Genomic DNA, 22,932 nt, shown 5'->3' with positions numbered 1-22,932 from the left:
CACCGAGAGATCCACCGCCAAGTCCTCACTGATATCAATAGCCAAACACCTGGCGAGAACACCGCCAAACCCCTCTACCGCAAGCTCGGCTGGGATGCAGCTGGGCGCATGGAAACCATGCAGTGGCTGGGCCTGGAGCAAGGCAGTGCGCTGGATGACATGCTCTCCATCCCAGGGGCATCCCAAGGCGGTGGCAACACCCGCCGCGTGCCACCAACGCTGCTCGGCGCCATGAGCGCCAAGCAGTACTACTACGACAGCCTGGGCCAAATGGTTGGCATGCGCAGCCACGCCGGCATCAGCCGCTTTGCCTACGACGCAGCGGGGCGCCTGACAGGCTCCCACACGCCGCATGCTGGCTCGCAGCGCTGGCAGTTTGACCCAGCAGGCAACCGCCTGCCCATCGCCGGGCCAGAGACAAAGCCCGCAACCCCAGACGCCATCACCGGCCACCTTAACGAAACCGACCGCCTGCGTGCCCAACAACGCGCCGCCGCTCAAGCCAACCCCATCACCAAAGAGCAACTGCTGCGCAGCGACTTCAATCCGTTGCAGGCGGATCCTGACCCCAGCAGCAACCAGCCGCTGCACACCAGCAAACGCTGGGCCGGCAACCGCGTGGCCTATTACGAAAACCAGGAAGACGCGAGCAGCCAAGGCGCAAAGATCCACTACGAATATGACAGCCGAGGCAACCGGGTGCAGAGCCTGGACGACGCCACGGGCCGCAAGCTGGAGCTGATGTATGACAGTGGCAACCAACTGGTGCAGGTAATCGTCACAGACAACGAAAAACGAACCGCCCAGCAGTACCGTTATGACGCCTTTGGACGGCGACTAGCCAAATACAGCATGCCGGCCAACTCAGAAGCAGGTGACCTGAGCGAAACAGATTACTTCGGCTGGGACGGCGACCGCCTCATCCACACCGAGCGCTTCAACAGCGCCAACGCCAAAGATGACGACGGTGCAGCCCAACCAGAAGTCATCCACACCATCTACGAGCCAGGGTCGTTTACCCCACTCATCCAGCTGCGAAGAGCCAGCAAAGCCGAACCAGACCTGGGCGATGCACTGCTGGCCAACACCTCACCAGGCGTGGTGCAAGACGCCTTGCGCAGCGCCCTCGCAGATATCAAAGCGCTCAACGCATCCCTGCCCCAGAACATAGCCTTTATGTCCATGTCCAAGGATGTGCAGGCCTTTATGCGCGAGCAGCTGCAGGACTACGAGCAAACGGTGAGCGACCAACGCCAAGAAGCGGAGCAAAAGGTAGAGATTCGCCACTACCTCTGCGACCACCTGGGAACGCCCAATGCGCTGATCCGGGAAGACAGCCGGCTGGATTGGGCGGTGCAATTAGATGCCTGGGGGAATGTGAGGGCGGAGCATAACCCGGGGGATTTGTACCAGCCGATTCGGTTGCCGGGGCAGCATGCGGATGGGGAGACGGGGCTTTATTACAACCGGCATCGGTATTATGAGCCGGGAGTAGGTGATTATATTAACCAAGACCCAATCGGTTTGCTTGGAGGACTTCATTCGAGTGGGTATGTTCGCAATCCATTAACGAAATATGATTCTTTAGGGCTGATAGAAGAGATTGCTCACATTTGGAATATTGGGCCATTAGATGCATGGAATACTAGAGCTGATAATTCAGAAGCATTTAAAAGGTCTAAAGAGAAATTCGCGATTCACGAGCTTCATAATGGGGTCGGAGATGCATTCAGACACTGCTACTGGTCCTGCATCATGAGTCTAAGAATGGGTGTTGAACAGGCAAAAAAGGTAGGTGATACCCATGAGGTATACGGGACCCAAAAACGTAAACAACCTGAAAAAGAAGAAATTATGGATTATCACAACAATAGCAAAGGCCGTGAGTGTTCAGCTTTCTCGGATGATAAAAATGATTGCGAAATGAACTGCGATGAGAAGTTAGGGAATGGGGAGCTTTGGTTCATTGATGAAACTACTGGTTTGCTTGATACAGCAATAAAAATACCATGAGAATCTTAAATAATACTTTATATATTTTCCTTTGCGTTTTGATTATTTTGATCCAGGGCAGTAGGGAAATCAAAGTTAAATATGATTACATTTGTGTATTCCCTCCCTATACTCCAAAAGAATATGTTGAAAAAGAAATAGGAATGTATGTGCCCCTTGGTAATTATTTGCGTTTTTTTGAACCTTCGTCCGATGATGGATTGATTACGCGGGCGGCGATTTATAATCAGAAGCTAATTTATATTAAAAATGAGATAAGAGAAGACGGATTAAAATATGAAGCCGGTTGTTGGCGCAATGATTGATTGCCAAAATGCAATTATGTGTGCGCTATCCTTGCCCGTCTAGAACAACAACGCTGGATATGCCTGCATCTTATAAGTAGTAGTTAGGCACGTGTGTTATGGCTCAAACAAGGTTGAGAGCATCGAGTGGTGAGCTATTTGGTACGGAAAGATATGCATCATCTATAGGTGCATTCCCGAGGAATATTTGGGTGCGTCCAGAGGCAACCGTTCCAGTGACCATAAACAATACGGCAGGCTTTTATAGGTTTGTGCAGCCCACATTGGGCGGGGCAGTTCAACTCGGAGTAATTAATGTAGCGTATGGAATATTCGCAAATAGAGATAAATTGGACTGCCCGTGCAAATGAAAATTTAATTGGAAGATAATGAAAATCAGTAAAAAGAAATTTTCCCTTTTGAAATCATTAGGGGTGATCGTCGGAGTTGCATATTATTTCGCTGGAGCCATAATGGGTACTATATATGATAGTCTATTTTGCTTTCTTCTTGGTTGTTTTATGGCGTGGCTAATTAACTATTGGCTGATTAGAGGCGTATTAATTAAATTTACTGATGAAGAGGATGGGGTTAGCTAATGTCGCAAATGAATTATCTAGTACCTTGGATAACGGCCACCAGCTGGATGAAGCCTTGGCGGGCGAGGCCCCCTCGACACTTGACGAGACATTGTATGTATGAATAAGCATATTGTCTCGGTAATCATTTTGTTAATTTCTGGCTTGTCTAATGCCAAGGAATGGCTTTATTTTGATATCAAATATCCAGAAAATCAATTTCTCTTGAGCGACAATCCTCGGTATAGCGCATGGTATCACTATGTCGGTAATGTTGAATTTTGTCCGAAAACTAATGGTTTTTATTGTTTTAATGCGGATAATTTTAAGTTTGCGGTGCCAAAAAAATTAAATAGACATATGGAATCTTGGGTTTTTGATAATGTCAAATACACTATTTCAGGAATAAGTAGTAGATCTATTTTAGGTAAAAAATATCTCGCTTACTTGATCGATAGGGAATTCGAGGTATATAATTTGAGATTTGTTTACACTGAAGAGGCTGGTCTCATTGCGATCACGACTATAGGAGAAAAGCAAGGAATTTTTTTAATGTTGGCTGGTAAGTGCGGATATGCAGCGCCAGCCGCATGCTACCGAGAAAAATAAAGGCTGATCTGACTTTGTTGAAATTTGAGCATCTAGAAGTGGATCTAAAACCATGAAGTGGATTTTTTCATTTTTAATAGTTATCCAGTCCATTAATTCCTATGCGAATGTAAGTTTCGACTTGCGTATTGAAAAATGCACGAAAGATGAAGTGGTGGTCAAGCATGTGCTTCACGCAGAGAATGAAAAATCTCTACATGTCTATGAATTGGCTATGCCTTGGTCTTTTGGGGATTTTGGTGTAAATTATAATATTTTCCATAAGAAAAATGATGTTTATACAAAAATACGGCAAGATTACTTTGCGTCTCACTCCGTGGATGTGCTGAATCTGAGTGGGCGAAAAATAAGTAAATTCGTGGAAATCTCAAGTTTTTTTGGAGGCATGCGTGATGTTCTTGAGTGGCAAGATTTGTATGTCTACTGGACTTATCATTTGATAAGTCAAGACGCATCTTATAGAAAAAGATTTGAAGGATTTTTTATAATTCCTAAAAATTGTAAATTTTAAAAAGGTAGCTTTGCGTTTTATTTTTTGAGGGTGATGCTTATCTCAGACCGCTTGCATGTCCTATCGCTTGGCAAAATGCAACATAATGGCGCAGATGCTGATGGGCTACGTAGCCTTATTCATCCAAAACTGTCGCAATCAGCGCTGCAAGCAAAACGTGCATGGCGGTCATGGAGCAAGGGTATCAAACGCACCTTGAACGGTTCAATAAGAATGATCATTCTGCATCCGGCAGCAAGCGCGTATATCCAAACGCAGCCGTAAAGCCGAGATCGCTCGTTACTCCCCGGCCGCCACATATTCCAGCCGGTAGTCACTCTGCACAAACCCAAAGTCATAGCTCCGCGTCTGCAGATGCTGCGCCGCCACCGTGTTGCAGTCGTCGGCCAGGGGCCCGAACAGCGGCAGGCCGCTGCCCAGCAGCACGGGAATGCGGGTGATGGTGATCTCGTCAAGCAGTCGTGCATTGATGAAGGACTGGATCAGCTGCCCGCCATCGACATAGGCTGCGCGCACGCCGTTGGCGGCCAGATGGGTGCTGAGGGCGGGGAGGCTGTCTTTCCACAGCTGGGCAGTGGCAGGCGCGGCAGCGGGCAGGGCGCTCCACTGGCGGGACACTACATAGACCGGCTTGTCATACGGCCAGGCGCCAAAGCCCAGCACGGTCTCAAAGGTTTTGCGGCCCATCAGGATCACATCGATGCCGGCCATGTACTGCGCGTAGCCGCAATCTTCCCCCTCGGGCACGGTGGCATTGGCCGCATCGAGCCAGTCCAGGCTGCCATCGGTTTTGGCGATAAAGCCGTCGATGCTGGTGGCGATAAAACTGCTGCATTGCATAGTGATGTCCTGGTGAAAATTCATACGGAAATCGTGAATTTTAGGAAGCTTGCTAGGGCCTTATGGTTGAAATACCTGTTTTTTTCACAGTATTTACCCCTCCATCTAAGAATTCGATTTGTATATCAAACCATCCATATAAAACATTGGACGCGAATCGTTGACGACTGCACCATGCAAGCTCGGACCCGGAGAGGTTTGACTAAAAACAGGAGACAAAAGCATGCAACGACGCCAATGGTGGGCGACCCTCGCCCTGACTGCCCTCGCCACTGCAACCATGGCAGCCAGTGCCAGCGGTGCGCAGGGCAGCTACCCCAATGCACCGATCACGATGATCGTGCCCTTTGCGGCAGGCAGCGGCACCGATGCCGTAGCCCGGGCGGTGGGCCAAAAGCTAGGGGAGCGCCTGCAGCAGCCGGTGATTGTGGATAACCGCGCAGGCGCCAATGCGCAGATTGCGGCGGGGCTGGTGGCCAAGGCCAAGCCCGATGGCTACACCTTGTTCATGACGACCAATACCTCGCATTCGGCCAACCCCTGGCTGGTCAAAAGCCTGAAGTACGACCCGGTCAAGGATTTCACGCCGATTGCCCGCGTCGGCGAGCTGCCGTTTGCACTGGCGGTGCACCCTTCGGTGCCGGCCGATTCGGTGCAGGCGCTGATTGATTACGCCAAGGCCAACCCGGGCAAGCTTTCGTATGCGACGCCCAACAGCACCTCGCTGGTGGCGTCCGAGACGCTGCGTTTTCTGTCCAAGACCGATATCGTCGGCGTGCCCTACAAATCCAGCCCGCAGGCGCTGACCGACCTGATGGGCAACCAGGTGCAGATGTATGTGGTGGATCTGGGATCGGGCTGGAGCATGCTCAAGACCGACCGGGTGCGTACCCTGGCTGTGACCGCCGCCAAGGGCAGCAAGATCCTGCCCAATGTGCCGCCCATCGGCAAGACCTTGCCGGGCTTTGACATCACCTCCTGGAATGGCATTTTTGCGCCTGCGGGCACGCCCCCGGAAGTGGTCAACAAGATCAACACCGCCTTGCAGGCGGTGCTGGCCGACGAGGCCGTGCAAAAGCAGCTCGAGCAGATCGGCTTTGAAGTCTGGCCTACCAAGACGCCGCAGGAGTTTGCCCAGTATGTGAGCGAGCAGCTGGCGTACTGGGGGCGCTTGGTCAAGCAGGCCGATATCCCTGCGCAATAAGCGCTGCAACGATTTGCACAGATACCTTAATGCCGCTGCAGCGCGCCATAGCCCCTATGGATGCAGCGTCCCTTGAACCCCTCTCACGATGAACGCAACACGATGACTTCGCGCTACCTGATCCGCGCCTCCGAGGTAGAGGCTTACAGCCCGGCCAACCATACCGGAACCATCAACCGCCGCCTAGTGAGCCAGGCCAATGTGGGCGCCCAGCACATGGAAGTGGTGCTGGGCGAGATTGCCAAGGGCGGCGGCGCGCTGCCCCATGCCCACCCCGGCATGGAGCAGGCCTGCTACTTGTTGGAAGGCACGGCCCATGTGGAGGTCGAAGGCGAGAGCTTTGAGATGGTGCCGGGCGATACCTGCTTTTTTCCGGCCGACAAGATGCACATCTTCCAGACCACCAGCGACACGCCTGCCAAGCTGCTGGTGATCTACAGCCCGCCGTATGGCGAGAACCCAGAGCGCGTGCGCCGGCCGGCCTGAGCTGCGATGTGACCCTGCGCCGTGCAAGGCACCGCGCCACTGATTGGATATTGAGGACCGCAAGACCATGGATTTCGCCCTGACCGAAGAGCAGCAACAGATCGTCGACGCCGTCGAGAAAGTCTGTGCCCCGTTTGATGCCGACTACTGGCATGCGCGTGACAACGATGGCGTTTTTCCCGAAGATTTCTACCGGGCGCTGGCCGATGCCGGCTGGCTGGGCATTGCCATGCCCGAGGCCTATGGTGGGGCCGGTCTGGGCATCACCGAGGCGGCCTTGATGATGCACACGATTGCGGCCACGGGCGCCGGCCTGTCGGGCGCATCTGCCGTGCACATGAATATTTTTGGCCTGCACCCGGTTGTGGTCTATGGCACAGACGCGCAAAAGGCGCGCATGCTGCCGCCGCTGATTGCCGGCAAGGACAAGGCCTGCTTTGGCGTGACCGAGCCCAACACGGGGCTCAACACGCTCAAGCTCAAGACCCGGGCGGTGCGCGATGGCGACCACTATGTGGTGCATGGGCAAAAGGTGTTTATCTCTACCGCCCAGCAGGCCAGCAAGATCTTGCTGCTGGCACGCACCAAACCGGTGGAGGAATGCAAGGGCACCGAAGGCCTGTCGCTGTTCTATACCGACTTTGACCGCAGCAAGATCGAGGTGCATGAGATCGCCAAGATGGGCCGCAAATGCGTGGACACCAACCAGCTGTTCATCGATGGGCTGCGCATCCCCGTGGAAGACCGCATTGGCGAGGAGAACCGGGGCTTTGAATACATCCTGCATGGCATGAACCCCGAGCGCATTCTGATTGCCTGCGAGGCCATTGGCCTGGGCCGTGCGGCGCTGGGCCGCGCCACCCAGTACGCCCGCGAGCGCGAGGTGTTCAACCGCCCGATTGGCCAGAACCAGGGCATCCAGCACCCGCTGGCTGAGCGCTGGATGGAGCTGGAGGCGGCCTTTTTGCTGGCGATGAAAGCGGCCTGGCTGTATGACCGGCACCAGCCTTGCGCGGCTGAGGCCAATGCGGCCAAGTTCCTGGGGGCAGAGGCGGGTTATAAGGCTTGCGAGACGGCCATCTTTACCCATGGCGGCATGGGTTATGCGAAGGAGTTCCATGTGGAGCGGCTGATGCGCGAGAGCTGGATTCCGCGCCTGGCGCCGGTAAGCCCGCAGCTGATTCTGTGCTTTATCGCAGAGAAGGTGCTGGGCCTGCCCAAGTCGTACTAGGCGGTGCCATGCGCAGCGCGGTGCCGGGCCATCCCCCTCGCCGGGCGGCCAGCCCGCATTGGCTGGGGCATGATACGCAGATGAAGACCCATTTGCTGCGTTATTTTGTGGTGCTGGCCGAGGAGCTGCATTTTGGCCGCGCGGCCCAGCGCCTGGCCATCACCCAGCCTCCGTTGTCAGTGGCCATCAAATCGCTGGAAGAGGACCTGGGCGTGCGGCTGCTGGAGCGCGATGCCAAGCAGGTGCGGCTGACCGATGCCGGCGCCGCCTTTTTGATCGAGGCGCGCCAGGTGCTCAGCCAGATCCAGCGCGCCGCCGACGTGGCACGCAATGTGGCCCAGGGGCGCCAGGGCCAGCTCGATATTGGCGTGACCGGCTCGATGATCTACCGCGACCTGCCCCATGTGATGCAGGCCTTTGCCCAGCAGCGGCCCGATATCGACATCACCTTGCATGAGATGTCCACCACCGAGCAGCAGGCGGCCATCTTGCGCGGCCAGCTCCAAGGGGGCTTTGTCAATATCATCACGCCCGCGCCGGGGCTGGAGCTGTGGCCGCTGGCCCCCGATACCTTGGTCTGCTGCCTGCCGGAGAACCACCCGCAGGCGCAGCAAGCCAGCCTGGATTTGCGCAGCCTGGCCCATGAGCGCTTTGTGATGTTTGTGCGCGATGTCAGCCCCGCCAATTACGACAATGTGATCGCCTGCCTGCACAACGCGGGCATCCACCCGCGCACCAGCCATGCGGTGCGCCAGTGGTTGGCGGTGATTGCGCTTGTGGCTATTGGCCAGGGCGTGGCGCTGGTGCCCTCGTGCATGCAGCGGGCCGGCATGGCCGGTGTGCGCTTTGTACCGCTGCACAGCAGCCACGGCCAGACGGCGCTGACAGCGGGTGCCTTTGTCTGGCATCCGCAAAGCCGCTCTGCGGCGCTGGATGCGCTGATCGAGGTGGTCAAGGCGCCCCGGCTCGGTTAGGTGCGGCCGGCTAGGTGTGGCCGGCCAGGTGCAGCCTTCTAAGCCTTCAAGAAGAACAGCACCGCCATCACCAAACCGGTCAGCACAATGCCGGCGCGCAGCCACTGCGGCGCAATCTTGCGCGCCACCCGGGCGCCCAGGTAGCCACCCAAGGTGGCAGCGACCATCATCAGCAAGGCCGGCTGCCACTGCACCACGCCGCCGGCGGCGTAGATGGCGACCGCAATGGCGGTGAGCAGCGCAGAGACCAGGTTCTTGGTGCCATTCATCGCATGCAGATTGGTCTGGCCCAGCAGCCCCAGCAAGGCCAGCAGCAAGATGCCCAACCCGCCATTGAAGTAGCCGCCGTAGACCGAGACGGCCAACATGCCCAGCGCGGCCTTGCTGCGCGATGGCGTGCCGCCATGTTGGGCACCTGTGGCCCATTTGCGCAGCTGCGGCCCAAAGGCAAACATGGCGGTCGCCGCCAGCAGCAGCCAAGGCACGATCTTGCGGAAGGCCGCCTCGGGCGTGACCAGCAGCAACGCGGCCCCTGCCGCGCCGCCCAGCAGGGCAAGGGCAATAACGGCCTGCATTGACAGGCCGGGTGGGGCCTGCATATCGTCTTTAAAGCCCCAGGCGCCTGCGGCATAGCCGGGCAGCAGCGCAACGGTGCCGGTGGCATTGGCCACCACGGGTGGAACCCCGGTAAACACCAGCGCAGGCAAGGTCAAAAAGCTGCCGCCGCCAGCAACGGCGTTGAGCGCGCCGGCCACTAGCGCGGCGGCCAGCAAAATCGTGGTGTCGAGCATGTCTCCTCCTGTTGTGGGCACTGCAGCAGCGGTGTACCGCCGCCTGCATGGCCTTTGTGAGGAGGATTCTAGGTAGGAATGGTGCCGAGAAACCGCTGGATTAGTCGCCCAAAAGTCAGCATTGCCTTGAGGCAGAAGCGCCCAATGCGCGATGGCTGACGGCCCAGGCAGGGCTGCGCGGCTTACTTCTGGTACGGATCGGCAAAACCCAGCTCTTGCAGGATGGCCGTCTCATAGGCTTCCATCTCTTCGGCATCCTGCTCACCGGTCTCATGGTCCCAGCCCTGGGCGTGCAAGGTGCCATGCACCAGCAAGTGGGCATAGTGCTCTTGCAGCGATTTGTTCTGTTCCAGCGCCTCGCGCGCCACTACGGGGGCGCAGAGCACCAGGTCGGCCAGCACCGTGGGCTCTTGCTGGTAGTCAAAGGTCAGCACATTGGTGGCGTAGTCTTTGTGGCGGTACTCGCGGTTCAGCGCCTGGCCCTCTTCGCTATCGACAATGCGGACGGTGATCTCGGCATCATCGGCCAGCGCATGGCGAATCCAGCGCGTGACCTGGCTGCGCGTCAGCGCCGCACGGTGCTCGGCCACGCCATCAAAACGGGCAAATTGCAGCGAGAGGGTGAGTTGGTTCAACGCCATGTCGGTCTTTTATTGGCAGGGTTGCGCCCGTGGGGGGGCGCTGGAGGGGATCAGTCGTCGCGGCTGGAGCGGCGCTGCTTGTCGTAGGCATCCACAATGCGGCCCACCAGCGGGTGGCGCACCACATCGGCGGTGGTAAAGCGGTTGACTGCAATGCCCTTGACCCGCTTGAGCACCTGCTCGGCATCGATCAGGCCGCTCATCTGGCCCTTGGGCAGGTCGATCTGGCTCACATCGCCAGTAACCACAGCCTTGGCGCCAAAGCCGATGCGGGTGAGGAACATCTTCATCTGCTCGGGCGTGGTGTTCTGGGCCTCGTCCAGGATGATGAAGGCGTTGTTGAGCGTGCGGCCGCGCATAAAGGCCAGTGGTGCGATCTCGATGGCGTTGCGCTCAAACGCCTTTTGCACCTTGTCGTAGCCCATCAGGTCATAGAGCGCGTCGTACAGCGGGCGCAGATAGGGGTCGACCTTCTGCGACAGATCGCCGGGCAAGAAGCCCAGGCGCTCGCCCGCTTCCACGGCAGGGCGGGTCAGCACAATGCGCTGCACCTGGCTGCGCTCCAGTGCATCGACCGCGCAGGCCACCGCCAGGTAGGTTTTGCCGGTGCCTGCCGGGCCGATACCAAAGGTGATATCGTGCGCGGCAATATTCTCGAGGTAGGTATTCTGGTTGGGCGTGCGGGCGCGCAGATCGGCGCGGCGCGTGTTCAGCACAATGCCATCTTCGGGCGCGGCCATCATCTCGCTGTCGCCCGCCATCATCAGCTGGATCTGGTCCTCGCTGATGGGGCCATCGGCCATTTCGTAGAGCGCCTGCAACAGCTCCAGCGTGTCGCCCGCGACGGCCTTGGGGCCGTCGATCTTGAACTGCTCGTGGCGGTGGGCGATCTTGACGCCCAGGTGGTTTTCGATCTGGCGCAAATGCGCATCGGCCGGCCCGCAGAGGTTGGCAATGCGGTTGTTGTTATGGGGCGTAAAGGTGTGGCGCAGGATCACGCGGTAAATTCCAGTGAAAAATTCAGTATGCTTGCAGGCGGCAGGCGACGCACACAGGGCGGCCGCACACAAGCTACAAGGAAAGATACAAATGATAGGCCGATTGAGCGGAACCCTGGTGGAAAAGAACCCACCCGAAGTATTGGTGGATTGCCATGGTGTGGGCTATGAGGTGCAGGTGCCCATGAGCACCTTCTACAACCTGCCAGCCGTTGGTGAAACCATCACGCTGCTGACGCAGTTTATCGTGCGTGAGGATGCGCAGCTGCTGTACGGGTTTGGCAGCGCCCAGGAGCGCCAGACTTTCCGCGAGCTGATCAAGATCACCGGCGTGGGCCCGCGCACGGCGCTGTCCATCCTGAGCGGCATGGGGGTTGAGGACCTGGCACAGGCGATCTCGTTGCAAGAAGCGGGGCGGCTGGTGAAAGTGCCGGGCATTGGCAAGAAGACCGCAGAGCGCCTGCTGCTGGAGCTGAAAGGCAAGCTGGGCGCAGACATGGGTGCGCGGACGGCCGCAAGCAGCGATGCCCAGGTCGACATTTTGCAAGCCCTGGTGGCCTTGGGTTACAGCGACAAGGATGCGGCTGCCGCTCTGAAACTGTTACCTGCCGACATCAGCGTAACCGACGGTATCAAACAGGCGCTCAAAGCGCTGGCAAAATAGCCCGCGCTGGCATCCTCAGGCAGCTGGACATCTGTTTGGCTGGCTTTCACCATCAATACCAATGAACACGGAGTGGACGAATCCATGAAATATCCCAAGTATGCAGTGCCCGGTCTGTTGTGGACCACGGGCGTGGCGGCGGCACTGGCTTTGGCCGGTTGCGGCGGTGGCTCTGGCTCCGACGACGACAACGGTGGTGCAACCCAGCCCACGGCCTATATCCTGGACTCGGTGGTGCTGCCGGCCTCGGCCATCAAATCGGCCGCAGTAGCGCCGGCATCCTTGGGGGCTTCGGTGCAGACCCGTTTTGTGGTGTTGCCCGAGCTGGAAGCAGAAAAGACCGTCAGCGATACCGGCCCGGCACAGCAGATTGGTACGCAGCGCGCCGTGGCCGCCACCAGCACGGTGGCGCAGACCCAGTCGGCCCTGCAGTGGAGCGCTCTGGCCAATGGCCAGCAAGTGGCCGCCATCAACATCCAGTCGACAGGCGCCTATGGCCTGCGCGCTGGCGTGCTGGTCGACAGCCTGCCCGATGGCGCCAAGCTGCGCGTCTACAGCCAAGAGCACCCCCATGCCATCGTTGAGCGCAGCGGTGCCGAGATCAATGCCCTGCTGGCACAAAACCGCAAGGCCGGCGAGACCGGCGCGGCCGCCAACACCTGGTGGACGCCCGATGTAGGCGCAGGCGATGCGACGCTGGAAGTGGTATTGCCTGCCGGCACGGCAGCCAATGCGCTGCGCATCTCGATCCCCGTGGTCTCGCACATCTACCAGAACCTGTCGCTGCCCACCGAGGCTGAGTTGGCAGAAGCCACCAAGGCAGAGGCCGCCAAAGCGGACACCTCGGCCTACTGCAACCTGGATGCTTCTTGCACCAACAACTACCAGACTGAGCGCAATGCGGTGGCCCGCATGGTGTTCACCCGCTCCGATGGCAAGTCCTACCTGTGTACCGGTACCCTGGTGAACAACACCAAGGGCGACTATGCACCGTACTTCCTGACGGCCAACCACTGCATCTCGACCCAGGCCTCGGCCTCGTCGATGCAGACGGCCTGGTTCTACCGCTCCAGCAGCTGCAACTCCGGCGCGCCCGGTGCCAATGCTGCGCTGCGCAGTGCCGGTGCCACCTTGCTGTACGCCACCAGCGCGACGGATTCGGCGCTGCTCAAGCTCAATGAAATGCCACCGGTGGGCGTGACCTTGGCCGGCTGGGATGCACGCACTGCGGGCCAGACGGGCGATGCGGTCTATGGCCTGCACCACCCCGGCGGCAACCTGCTCAAGTACAGCGTGGGCGCTGTGGCGGGCTATATGAGCTGTTCCTCTGGAGGCGGTGAAGCCATCTCCTGCAGCACCGGCGATGCGAACAGCGGCTTCTACAGCGTGCGCTGGAGCCAGGGCACGACCGAGGGCGGCAGCAGTGGCTCTTCGCTGTTCCGCAATGGCCGCGTGATTGCTACCCTGTATGGTGGCGGCGCCAGCTGCCTGACCCCCAACGCGGCCGACTACTACGGACGCTTTGACAAAGTCTTCAGCAACCGCATCTGGAACTGGCTGGCTAGTTGATAGCGTGAGCGTGTGATTGCGGCCTTGCAGCCGCAGCTTCTGAGGGCCTGTTTGTTGCAGACCCTCAGATTGCCGACAAACCTGCCCGTGAAACGGCAGGTTTTTTTCGTCATGGGAGATGCTGAAAGGCCCAAGTGCCTTTCAGCCAGGGCGGGCGAGGGTGGGCGAGGGTGGGCCAGGGTGGTGCTTGACCACTGGTGCCCGCTGGCCCCCAGGTTCGCCGTATGGACGTGACCGACCGGGCCCGTGAGACGGTCATAGCTAAAAAGACTGCGATGCAATGGCTGCAGCCCACCCGAGGACGCGTTGGATTAAGAGGGAATCTAAATAGTCAATGACTATTATTTTTTGCATTTAGTTTGAAGTTGTTAATTTATTGCTGTTGGGTGATGTGATAAGTCTATGTTTTTATAGTATTTATTGGGTTTTTTGATGGTTACCAATGGAATCGTTGATGACACCTGGCGTCCAGAGAATGAAAAAGCGACCGGTAATCTGGCCGCTCGCAGGCATCTTGACTACCATTTGACGCGGAGTAGACGAATCCATGAAATATCCCAAGTATGCAGTGCCCAGCCTGTTGTGGACCACGGGGGTGGCTGCGGCCCTGGCCCTGGCCGGTTGCGGCGGTGGCTCCGGCGACAACGGCGGTGCGAACCGGCCCACGGCCTATATCCTGGACTCGGTGGTGCTGCCCGCCTCGGCCATCAAATCGGTGGCAGTGGCGCCCCTGCCCTTGGGCACTGCGGTGCAGACCCATTTTGTGGTGTTGCCAGCGCTGGAGGCGCCAAAGACCGTCAGCGATACCGGCCGTGCACTGCAGATTGGCTCGCGGCGTACGGTTGCCGCCACTAGCTCCGTCGCGCAGACCCAGTCGGCCCTGCAGTGGAGCGCCTTGCCCAACGGCCAGCAGGCGGCGGCCATCAACATCCAGTCGACAGGCGCCTATGGCCTGCGCGCCGGCGTGTTGGTCGACAGCCTGCCCGATGGTGCAAAAATGCGCGTCTACAGCCAAGAGCACCCCCATGCCATCGTTGAGCGCAGCGGTGCCGAGATCAATGCCCTGCTGGCACAAAACCGCAAGGCCGGCGAAACGGGCGCTGCCGCCAACACCTGGTGGACGCCTGATGTCGGCGCAGGCGATGCAACTGTCGAAGTGGTGCTGCCAGCCGGTACCTCTGTGGATGCATTGCGCGTTTCGATTCCCGTGGTCTCGCACATCTTCCAGAACTTGTCCTTGCCAACCAAGGCGGAACTGGCCGAGACGGCCAAGGCCTCGGGCCGTTGCAACCTGGATGCTTCTTGCACCAGCAATTACCAGATCGAGCGCAATGCAGTGGCCCGCATGGTATTCACGCACTCCGATGGCGATTCTTCCATGTGTACCGGTACCCTCCTGAACAACACCAAGGGCGACTATGCACCGTACTTCCTGACGGCCAGCCACTGCATCTCGACCCAGTCGGCGGCATCGACGCTGCAGACCAACTGGTTTTACCGCTCCAGCAGCTGCAACTCCGGCGTGCCCGGTGCCAATGCTGCAGTGCGCAGTGCCGGTGCCACCTTGCTGTACGCCGCTAGCGCCACCGATTTATCGTTTCTCCAGCTCAATGAGATGCCGCCTGTTGGCGTGACCTTGGCCGGCTGGGATGCACGCACTGCAGGCCAGACGGGCGAGGCGGTCTATGGCCTGCACCACCCCAGGGGTGACCTGCTCAAGTACAGCGTCGGGGCCGTTACGGGCTATAGAGAGTGCAAACCTGACGGCGAAGACTATGACTGCAGCCCCGGGGATGCGAACAGTAACTTCTACACGGTGCGCTGGAGCCAAGGCACGACCGAGGGCGGCAGCAGCGGCTCCAGCTTGTTCCGCAGGGGTCGTGTGATCGCGGCCTTGTCTGGCGGTGGCGCCAGCTGCGACACCCCCGACCTTGCCGACGAATATGGCCGCTTCGACAAAGTGTTCAGCAGCCGCATCTGGAGTTGGCTGGCCAGCTGATAAGTCCATCTCTGATCGCGTCCCATCGCTGAAAACCTGCCCGTGAAACGGCAGGTTTTTTCGTCTGGGGACATGCTTCAAGTGCGAAGCGGATATCCACGGGGGACTGCAGAGGGATCTCTAGGGATCCTCTGCATAACCCTCGCCAAGCGGGATGGACGCGGATCGGGATGAGACGCAAGGCGTCTTTTGCAGTCGAGCCGTAGCTATTGACAAGGAAGACAACGCAGCGGATCGCCCGAGCCCGCGTTCAGACCACGGCAGGGAGTTTTGCAGAGGGTCCCTAGTAATGAGACGCAAGCGGCTGCACGGCTGCGTATTTATAAATCGTTGAGTAGTATTGGTATCTTTTAATAACATCCATTTTTCAGGAGCCTGGCAAAATTATTAAAGCTGTGAACCTGCTACTGAAAACGGAGTCTGGATTTTGATATTGAATAAAGAGAATAAAAAATCAAATTGATGGATGCGTTTTTTTGTGTGAATCCATGGTGTGTAGGGAATGAGAGCGAATCCGCTGTGCATCGTTGTTACTAGCTGCTGCTTAATTTACTGTTGTGGGTAATGGTTTAATGCATTCTTGTCAGAATAAATGAGCAAGCCGCCATTCGGCTGTTTGCGGGCGTTTAAATCGCAGTTGAACTGGAGTGGATATATCATGGCCTATTCAAAATATTCAGTGCTCGGCCTTTTATGGATCGCGGGCATGGCGGTGGCCCAGCCTACAACCTATATTCTGGACTCGGTCGTATTGCCGGCGTCGGCCATAAAATCGTCTAAAGTTGTGCCGGTGCCTTTAGGCGCTCGGGTGCCAACGCATTGGGTGGTACTGCCCGAGCTGGAAATGGAAAAGACCTTGGCAAGCGATGAGGCTACCGGCCCGGCGCTGCAGATTGGTGCCCCGCGCGCAGTGCCCGCCACCACCTCGGTGGCGCAAACCCAGTCGGCTTTGCAGTGGACTGCCTTGCCCAGCGGCCAGCAGGTCGCGGCCATCAATATCCAGTCGACGGGTGCCTATGGCGTGCGTGCCGGCGTGCTGGTTGAGCAGCTGCCCGATGGCGCGCTGCTGCGCATCTACAGCCAGGAGCATCCCGGCGCCATCGTCGAGCGCCGTAGCGCGGAAATCAACGCACTGCTGGCGCAGAATCGCGAGGCGGGAGCGGCTGGCGCAGCGGCCAGCACCTGGTGGACGCCCGAGGTCGGTGCAGGCGACACCACCGTGGAAGTGGTGCTGCCAGCGGGAATGCCCCCAGAGGCATTGCGCATCGCGATCCCCATGGTTTCGCACCTTTACTACAACCTGTCGTTGCCAACCGATTCTGAATGGGCTGAAAGGGAGCAGACAGATTCCACCAAAGCCGATGCGCTGGACAGTTGCCGCATGGATGCGTCCTGCACCGACCACTACCAAACTGAGCGCAATGCGGTGGCCCGAATGTTATTCACCCGAGACAACGGCGCGTCCTATCTGTGTACCGGGACCTTGCTGAATAACCCCAAACTTGATTACGTGCCTTACTTCCTGACGGCCAATCACTGCATCTCCACCCAGTCGGTGGCCTCGACCTTGCAGACCCGCTGGCTCTACCGCTCCAGCAGCTGCAATTCTGGCGTGCCTGGTGCCAACAATGCATGGCGCAGCGCCGGTGCGAGCTTGCTGCACGCCACGTCCACGACTGATTCCGCCTTGCTCCGGCTCAACGAGATGCCTCCGGCGGGGGTGAGCTATGCAGGCTGGGATGCAACAAACCTGGCCCCAAAGGGCAAAGACATCTACGGCCTGCATCACCCCGGTGGCGACCTGCTCAAGTACACCGTGGGCGTTGTCGCGGACCATGTCAGCTGCCAGACCTTCAGTGGCGGCGGCTTCAGCTGCAGTGGGGGAGATGCGAACGGCGGTTTCTACCAAGTTAGCTGGAGCCTGGGGAGGACCGAGGGTGGCAGCAGCGGATCTGCGCTGTTCAGCGATGGCCGTGTGATTGGCACCCTGTACGGCAGCAATAGCCGCTGCCTGGCGCCACGAGGCCGCAGCACCTACGGCCGCTTTGACAGGTTTTTTACTGACGGAGCCTCGCACTGGCTGGGCGGCTGATCGGCGCCACCGCGACGGCAGACGCACTGCCTTCCTCACCCCAGGGCCTGTTCGCAGGCCCTTTTCTTTGCGCAGTTAACCAATGTTTTGTTTTTGTACTAGTGGATAGCTTGCTTGATGTGAGTGCTTGCTTTAGATTGACTGTATCTGGTCAGTAGTTTGTGTTGATCGGCGGCATGTTCCCTGTCGCAACAGCGAGGAGTCCATCATGTCTTGTCGCATTGTGTCTTGCTTTGGTTTGGCAGGTTCGGGGCATTGGCGGCGCCTAGTGTCGGCGCTCTTGGTGGCGGGGAGCTGCGGCTGGGCCCATGCGGGCTTGCAGCTGGATGCGCGCAGAATGCCGCCGGCCTCAGGCGCGGTGCTGGCTAAGGATGCCGTGCTGCTCTCGGCCGCTGCCGTGGTCCCCGTGGTACTGCCGCCCTGGCAGGGCCTCAAAGACCTGGCTCCGGATGAAGGAGGCGTTCGCCAGATTGGCGTGGCGCGCACTCTGGAGACCATGGACACTGCGGCCAAGGTCGGGCGGCTGCTGCAGTGGCGCAGCCTGGCATCGGGCCAGCAGGTGGCGGCACTGCAGTGGGTAGCAGCTGATGCCCATGGCCTGCGTTTGGGTCTGGAGTTTGCCGCCTTGCCGGCGATGGCCGTGTTCCGTCTCTATGCATCACCCGGGTCTCCCGCCAGCTACGAGGTGACGGGCGCTGCACTGCTGGAGCGCTTGGCTGCCGATGCACAGACCGGGGCGCGCACCTGGTGGACGCCCGATGTGGGGCCCACGCCGGTGTTGGAGATCTTGCTGCCGGCGGCGCTGCCAAGCAGCAGCCTGCAGTGGGCCATGCCCCAGGTCTCGCAGATCGTGGTGCCGCCTAGCTTAGTTGAAGTGCTTAGCATTGTTGATGCTGCCGCGCCGAGGGAAAAACGCCGATACAACGCCTGCCAGCTGGATGTGAATTGCCAGGAGACCCTGCTCGACCAGCGCGATGCCGTAATCCGTATATTTTATGTGAGCCAGGCCCGCACCTTCCAGTGCACCGGCACCTTGCTCAACAACCCCCGCCAGGATTTGACCCCCTATGTGCTGACGGCAGCACATTGTGTAAAGGATCAGACGACAGCATCAACCTTGCAGACCTCCTGGTTCTATTACTCGCAGTCTTGCAACAGCACGCAGCTGTTTGCCGGCCATGCAGAGCAGTACAGCGGAGCGCGCTGGCTGGCTTCGAGCATCTCCCATGACATGACCCTGCTGCAGTTAGACGAAGTGCCCCCGGCGGGTGCCCTGTTTGCGGGCTGGGATGCGACGACACTGCCCCTGGGTGCGGAGGTGGCAAGCCTGCACCATCCGCATGGGGACTGGATGATGATGGCGTCCGGTATCTTCGAGGATTACGTTGCCTGCACCGTAGCTGCTGTTGGACGAGGCTTGGATTGCATGCCGCAATCCCAGCCGGATAGAGGTTTTTATCGCGTGCTCTGGAGCCAGGGCGGTATTGAAGCTGGATCGAGCGGCTCGGCCTTGTTTGTCAACGGCCGAGTGACCGGGACCTTGACCGGTGGTGACAACTGGTGCGCCGCCAAAGACGGGCGGGTGGTCTATGGCCGGTTGGACCAAGCCATTGCAACCAGCTTTTCGGCCTGGCTGGGCGCCTATGCGGTGTTGAACAGCGATACGCATTGGCCGGTGTACCGCTTTCAGGTACGGCAGTCGGGGGGCGAGTTCTACACCCTGTCGGTGGCCGAGCGCGACCAGGTGATTGCCGTTTTTCCCAATGATCTGGTGTTCGATGGCATCGCGTTCTATGCCGCCGCTGGCGAGCATCCCCGCATGGTGCCCGTCCACCGCTATTTCAACCCGGAGGTGGTCGCCCATTTCTACACCACGAGCGAGGCCGAGCAGCAGTTTGTGCAGACCTACCACCCTTCGTGGCGCTACGAGGGCATTGCCTGGTGGTCGCCCACGCAGCCAGGTGACGGGGTGGAGCCCATCTACCGGGCCTACCAGTATGTGCCCGGCGTGCACCACTACACCTCGCAAACCCAGGCGCGCGATGCCTGGCGCAGCGATGCGGCGCTTTTGTACGACGGACTGGCTTATTATGTGTGGGCTGCGCCTTAGAACCTGTTCAAAGTCTCTACGCAGCCGCGTTGGAGTGCAATCGGGATGAGTTCGAAGCGATGAAACGCAGCTTGCACCGGGGTGCAAGCAAGGGCCAGCGCGCAGAAATCTCCCGATTTCACTCCAACCCATAGGGACAGTGGCTTTGCGAGCGGTCTGCGTCGTTGCAAATCCTCGCAATAGCGCGGCTATTGCTGCGGTATTACGCGGCTAGGTGCCCCCCTCGCATCCCATCTCGCAAAGACACTGTCGCGGCGCGAGGAGACTTTGAACAGGTTCTTAGGATCCTCGCCGCGCCTGCATTGACCCATGACTATCCACACCGATTCCTTCGCTACTGCACCCGCTCCCCGCCCTGACAACCGCGTGATTTCCGCGAGCCAGTCCTCGCCACAGGAGGAGGTGCTGGAGCGCGCGCTTCGTCCCAAGCAGCTCGATGAGTATGTGGGCCAGGTCAAGGCGCGTGAGCAGCTGGAGATTTTCATTGGCGCGGCCAAAAAACGCGGCGAGGCGCTGGACCATGTGCTGCTGTTCGGCCCCCCGGGTCTGGGCAAGACGACGCTCTCGCACATCATCGCCTCGGAGTTGGGGGTCAACCTGCGCCAGACCAGCGGCCCGGTATTGGAAAAACCCAAGGATCTGGCGGCGCTGCTCACCAATTTGGAGCGCAATGATGTGCTCTTCATCGATGAGATTCACCGCCTCTCGCCGGTGGTCGAAGAAATACTTTACCCGGCGCTGGAGGACTACCAGATCGACATCATGATTGGCGAAGGCCCGGCCGCACGCTCGATCAAGCTGGATTTGCAGCCCTTCACTTTGGTGGGGGCCACCACGCGGGCTGGCATGCTCACCAACCCGCTGCGCGACCGCTTTGGCATTGTGGCGCGGCTAGAGTTCTACACGACGGAAGAGCTCAACCGGATCGTAATGCGCAGTGCCGGGCTGCTGAACACGCCGACCGACGACGAGGGCGGTTTGGAGATTGCCCGTCGCTCCCGGGGCACGCCGCGTATTGCCAACAGGCTGCTGCGCCGGGTGCGTGATTACGCCGATGTCAAAGGCAATGGCCGCATCACCCAAGAGATCGCCAGCCGTGCTTTGGCCATGCTCGATGTCGACCCTTTGGGCTTCGACGTCATGGACCGCAAGCTGCTCGAAGCGGTGGTGCACCGTTTTGATGGGGGGCCGGTGGGGCTGGACAATATTGCCGCCAGTATTGGCGAGGAGCCGGGTACGATCGAGGATGTGATCGAGCCGTATTTGATCCAGCAGGGCTTTTTGCAGCGCACACCGCGTGGCCGTATGGCGACGCAGGCCGCCTACCGCCACTTGGGGCTGGTGGGCGGAGCGCCCGGGCAGGGCGCCCTGGTCTAGGCTCAGGCTGCTGCTTTGCTGGCGCGCTTGTTGGGGGGCGATTCGGAGCTCATGTTCTCGCGCAGGTAGTCCCAGCACTCCTGCACGATGGCGCGGCGGCTGCCATTGGCGGCCCGCGTCATCAGGCAGATGCGGCGGGACAGCAGCGGTGCCTTGAGCGGCACGGTGACCCAGTCATCGTTTTGATGCCCTTGGGTATACAGCCGTGAGAGCAGGCCAATGCGCAGGCCGCTTTGCACCAGCGCATAAAGGGATTCGGTATAGCTCAGGGTTTCGGTGTGGCTGGTGCCCACGCCTTGCTGCTCCAGTACCGAGACGATCATTTCGTAGGTGCTGCCGCGCGAGAGCACCACCAGGGGTTCATCACTGAGGTCGGTCCATTTGAGGTCGGTCTTTTGCGCCAGGCGGTGCTTGGCGGGAATGACCGCCATGACCTCGTCTTCGGTGACAAACTGGGTTTCTACCGAAGGGGGAACCGTGAACTCCAGCCCCAGGCCGATATCGGAGCTGCCATTGGCCACCGAGGCCAGCAGGTCGTCGTTGCGCATGTCGTGCAACTGCAGGTCCACCATCGGGTGGGTCTGCTGCCAGGTGGCCAACCAAGGGGCGAGCAGGTGGGTGGTGGAGGGGATGCAGCTGATCCGCACGGTATCAGCCTGGTATTTGAGCAACTGCTGCAGGTCCTGCACGCCTTGCACAAAATTGTTGATCATCCATTCCACCTGCGGGCGCACGGCTTCCCCTGCGGATGTCAGGCGCACATGGTGGGTGCTGCGGTCAAACAGCGCGGTGCCCAGCAAGGTCTCCAGCTCACGGATGGCCGAGGACAGTGCGGGTTGGCTCATGGACAGGGCCTGCGCGGCACGGCTGAAACTGCGGTGCGTAGCCACTTCCTTGAAACAGCTCAGCTGGCGCAAGGAGGGGGTGGGCAGGGGTTTACGGGTCAGCTCGGCGTCTGGCATATAAGGGTCAATACCTTTTAAGTAATCTAGCAGAGGAGTCATTGAACTCGTCTATAGATGGTCGCACTACTATCAATAATGATCAAGCAATTAGTGAATTCTAAAAGTAATTAAATGTCACTTGATTGCTGTCAAGAGAGTGAATGCTGACATACGTTGTTATTTTATCGGCTCTGTCTGACGGCGCGGTGTGTTGTCTCAACAAGCCATGCGCACCTAGATACAAAATCTGTCTCAAAATGCCTCCGCTCCGCCCTCGCCATGCACGGCGGCGCGCGCGCGCCAGCCTGGCTGCGGACTAAAGCGTGTCAAGCGGTTGGGAAATGCGGGCAGGCCTGAGCGGTTTGGCTAACGTATGGTTTCGTCTAGGCCTGTCTTGTGCAGATGGCTGGTATCGCCCCAGCCCACCAGGGTCAGCCCGCTGTCCGGGGACCAGAGCAGGCGGTTGACGCCGGTGTTGGCCAGCTCCCAGGTGCGGGGGGCCTGGATGTCCTGGCGGGTGGCCAGGCGGTAGAGACTGTCGAGCACGCCGCCATGGGCGACCAGGGCGATCTGCTGGCCCAGATGGCTGGCGGCTAACTCGGCCACTACCTGGGCCACGCGGGCTTGCAGCGCCAGCAAGGACTCACCCTGGGGCGGTGCAAACACCGGGTCCCGCTTGCGCCAGCGCAAGGCCGAGGGCGGGTCAGACAGCTCGATATCGGCAAAGCGCGCGCCTTCATAGTCGCCAAAACAGCGCTCGCGCAAGGCCGCATGGGCGCTCAGCGGCGCGCCATTGCTTTGTGCCAAGGCCTGGGCGGTGCCCCAGGCGCGTTGCAGGTCACTGCTGTAGATATGGGCCAGCGGTGTGTCTGCCAGCGCCAGGGCCAGCCGCTGTGCTTGCTGCTGGCCGTTGCTGTTCAGCGGTATATCGGTATGGCCCTGGATGCGTGCGGCAAGGTTCCAATCGGTCTCCCCGTGGCGGATGGCAATGATCTGGGTGCTGTGCATGCGTCTTCA

The 22,932-nt window shown here is 59.2% G+C and carries 20 protein-coding genes; 14 read left to right on the top strand and 6 right to left on the bottom strand.

Annotated features, from left to right (window positions below):
• From M2375_RS11005 to M2375_RS10990, 4 genes are all read left to right on the top strand, one after another.
• On the top strand, positions 1-2,013 hold a 2,013-nt coding region (locus tag M2375_RS11005; protein WP_310473170.1), incomplete at its 5' end, for a DUF6973 domain-containing protein.
• Positions 2,010-2,318, top strand: coding sequence for a hypothetical protein (locus M2375_RS11000; RefSeq protein ID WP_259166029.1), 309 nt, complete (start codon positions 2,010-2,012; stop codon positions 2,316-2,318). The genes M2375_RS11005 and M2375_RS11000, both read left to right, overlap by 4 nt.
• A gap of 677 nt (positions 2,319-2,995) precedes the next feature.
• Positions 2,996-3,484: a hypothetical protein gene (locus tag M2375_RS10995; RefSeq protein ID WP_259166028.1), complete on the top strand. Its 489-nt coding sequence runs from the start codon at positions 2,996-2,998 to the stop codon at positions 3,482-3,484.
• A 52-nt stretch (positions 3,485-3,536) separates the two neighbouring features.
• The gene (locus M2375_RS10990) at positions 3,537-3,995 is read left to right on the top strand and encodes a hypothetical protein (protein WP_259166027.1); all 459 of its coding nucleotides are present in this window, start codon (positions 3,537-3,539) and stop codon (positions 3,993-3,995) included.
• A 279-nt stretch (positions 3,996-4,274) separates the two neighbouring features.
• Here the strand turns inward: M2375_RS10990 and M2375_RS10985 are convergent, their stop codons facing one another.
• Entirely contained in the window at positions 4,275-4,835 is a 561-nt protein-coding gene (locus tag M2375_RS10985; RefSeq protein WP_259166026.1) for a dihydrofolate reductase family protein, read from the bottom strand.
• A 223-nt stretch (positions 4,836-5,058) separates the two neighbouring features.
• On the opposite strand from M2375_RS10985, the gene M2375_RS10980 reads away from it, so the two are divergent.
• From M2375_RS10980 to M2375_RS10965, 4 genes are all read left to right on the top strand, one after another.
• On the top strand, positions 5,059-6,039 hold the full coding sequence (locus M2375_RS10980; protein WP_404979310.1) for a Bug family tripartite tricarboxylate transporter substrate binding protein: 981 nt from the start codon (positions 5,059-5,061) through the stop codon (positions 6,037-6,039).
• 102 nt (positions 6,040-6,141) lie between these two features.
• Positions 6,142-6,525 carry a cupin domain-containing protein gene (locus tag M2375_RS10975; RefSeq protein WP_239809628.1) on the top strand — a complete coding sequence of 128 codons (384 nt, stop codon included), beginning with the start codon at positions 6,142-6,144 and terminating at the stop codon, positions 6,523-6,525.
• A gap of 67 nt (positions 6,526-6,592) precedes the next feature.
• Positions 6,593-7,756 carry an acyl-CoA dehydrogenase family protein gene (locus M2375_RS10970; RefSeq protein WP_259166025.1) on the top strand — a complete coding sequence of 388 codons (1,164 nt, stop codon included), beginning with the start codon at positions 6,593-6,595 and terminating at the stop codon, positions 7,754-7,756.
• A gap of 80 nt (positions 7,757-7,836) precedes the next feature.
• Positions 7,837-8,730 carry a LysR family transcriptional regulator gene (locus M2375_RS10965; RefSeq protein WP_259166024.1) on the top strand — a complete coding sequence of 298 codons (894 nt, stop codon included), beginning with the start codon at positions 7,837-7,839 and terminating at the stop codon, positions 8,728-8,730.
• A 38-nt stretch (positions 8,731-8,768) separates the two neighbouring features.
• On the opposite strand, the gene M2375_RS10960 is transcribed toward M2375_RS10965, so the two are convergent.
• From M2375_RS10960 to M2375_RS10950, 3 genes are all read right to left on the bottom strand, one after another.
• Entirely contained in the window at positions 8,769-9,521 is a 753-nt protein-coding gene (locus tag M2375_RS10960) for a sulfite exporter TauE/SafE family protein (RefSeq protein WP_259166023.1), read from the bottom strand.
• A 182-nt stretch (positions 9,522-9,703) separates the two neighbouring features.
• Positions 9,704-10,162 (bottom strand): rRNA maturation RNase YbeY, encoded by a 459-nt coding sequence (gene ybeY / locus M2375_RS10955; protein WP_259166021.1) that lies wholly within the window; start codon positions 10,160-10,162, stop codon positions 9,704-9,706.
• 50 nt (positions 10,163-10,212) lie between these two features.
• Positions 10,213-11,160, bottom strand: a complete 948-nt coding sequence (locus M2375_RS10950; protein ID WP_259166018.1) for a PhoH family protein — start codon at positions 11,158-11,160, stop codon at positions 10,213-10,215.
• A gap of 91 nt (positions 11,161-11,251) precedes the next feature.
• On the opposite strand from M2375_RS10950, the gene ruvA reads away from it, so the two are divergent.
• The 6 genes from ruvA to ruvB all read left to right on the top strand — a co-directional run bounded on the left by ruvA (position 11,252) and on the right by ruvB (position 20,971).
• Positions 11,252-11,824 carry a Holliday junction branch migration protein RuvA gene (ruvA, locus tag M2375_RS10945; protein WP_259166017.1) on the top strand — a complete coding sequence of 191 codons (573 nt, stop codon included), beginning with the start codon at positions 11,252-11,254 and terminating at the stop codon, positions 11,822-11,824.
• An 84-nt stretch (positions 11,825-11,908) separates the two neighbouring features.
• Positions 11,909-13,393: a serine protease gene (locus M2375_RS10940; protein ID WP_259166012.1), complete on the top strand. Its 1,485-nt coding sequence runs from the start codon at positions 11,909-11,911 to the stop codon at positions 13,391-13,393.
• 547 nt (positions 13,394-13,940) lie between these two features.
• On the top strand, positions 13,941-15,392 hold the full coding sequence (locus tag M2375_RS10935; RefSeq protein WP_259166011.1) for a serine protease: 1,452 nt from the start codon (positions 13,941-13,943) through the stop codon (positions 15,390-15,392).
• A gap of 808 nt (positions 15,393-16,200) precedes the next feature.
• A complete protein-coding gene (locus tag M2375_RS10930; RefSeq protein WP_259166010.1) occupies positions 16,201-17,484 on the top strand; it encodes a serine protease in 1,284 nt (427 codons plus the stop codon).
• Between the two features lie 208 nt (positions 17,485-17,692).
• Positions 17,693-19,594 carry a trypsin-like peptidase domain-containing protein gene (locus M2375_RS10925; RefSeq protein WP_259166009.1) on the top strand — a complete coding sequence of 634 codons (1,902 nt, stop codon included), beginning with the start codon at positions 17,693-17,695 and terminating at the stop codon, positions 19,592-19,594.
• A 309-nt stretch (positions 19,595-19,903) separates the two neighbouring features.
• Positions 19,904-20,971: a Holliday junction branch migration DNA helicase RuvB gene (ruvB, locus tag M2375_RS10920; protein ID WP_259166008.1), complete on the top strand. Its 1,068-nt coding sequence runs from the start codon at positions 19,904-19,906 to the stop codon at positions 20,969-20,971.
• 2 nt (positions 20,972-20,973) lie between these two features.
• Here ruvB and M2375_RS10915 read toward each other — a convergent pair whose 3' ends face one another.
• A complete protein-coding gene (locus M2375_RS10915) occupies positions 20,974-21,975 on the bottom strand; it encodes a LysR family transcriptional regulator (protein WP_259166004.1) in 1,002 nt (333 codons plus the stop codon).
• Between the two features lie 306 nt (positions 21,976-22,281).
• Positions 22,282-22,923 carry a histidine phosphatase family protein gene (locus M2375_RS10910; RefSeq protein ID WP_259166003.1) on the bottom strand — a complete coding sequence of 214 codons (642 nt, stop codon included), beginning with the start codon at positions 22,921-22,923 and terminating at the stop codon, positions 22,282-22,284.
• Positions 22,924-22,932: the final 9 nt, after the last annotated feature.

The sequence above is a fragment of the Comamonas sp. BIGb0152 genome (genome assembly GCF_024809975.1).
Lineage (GTDB): Bacteria > Pseudomonadota > Gammaproteobacteria > Burkholderiales > Burkholderiaceae_C > Comamonas.
The sequence above is the reverse complement of the archived record's forward strand: the minus strand, read 5'-3'. Positions and strand labels throughout refer to the sequence as shown.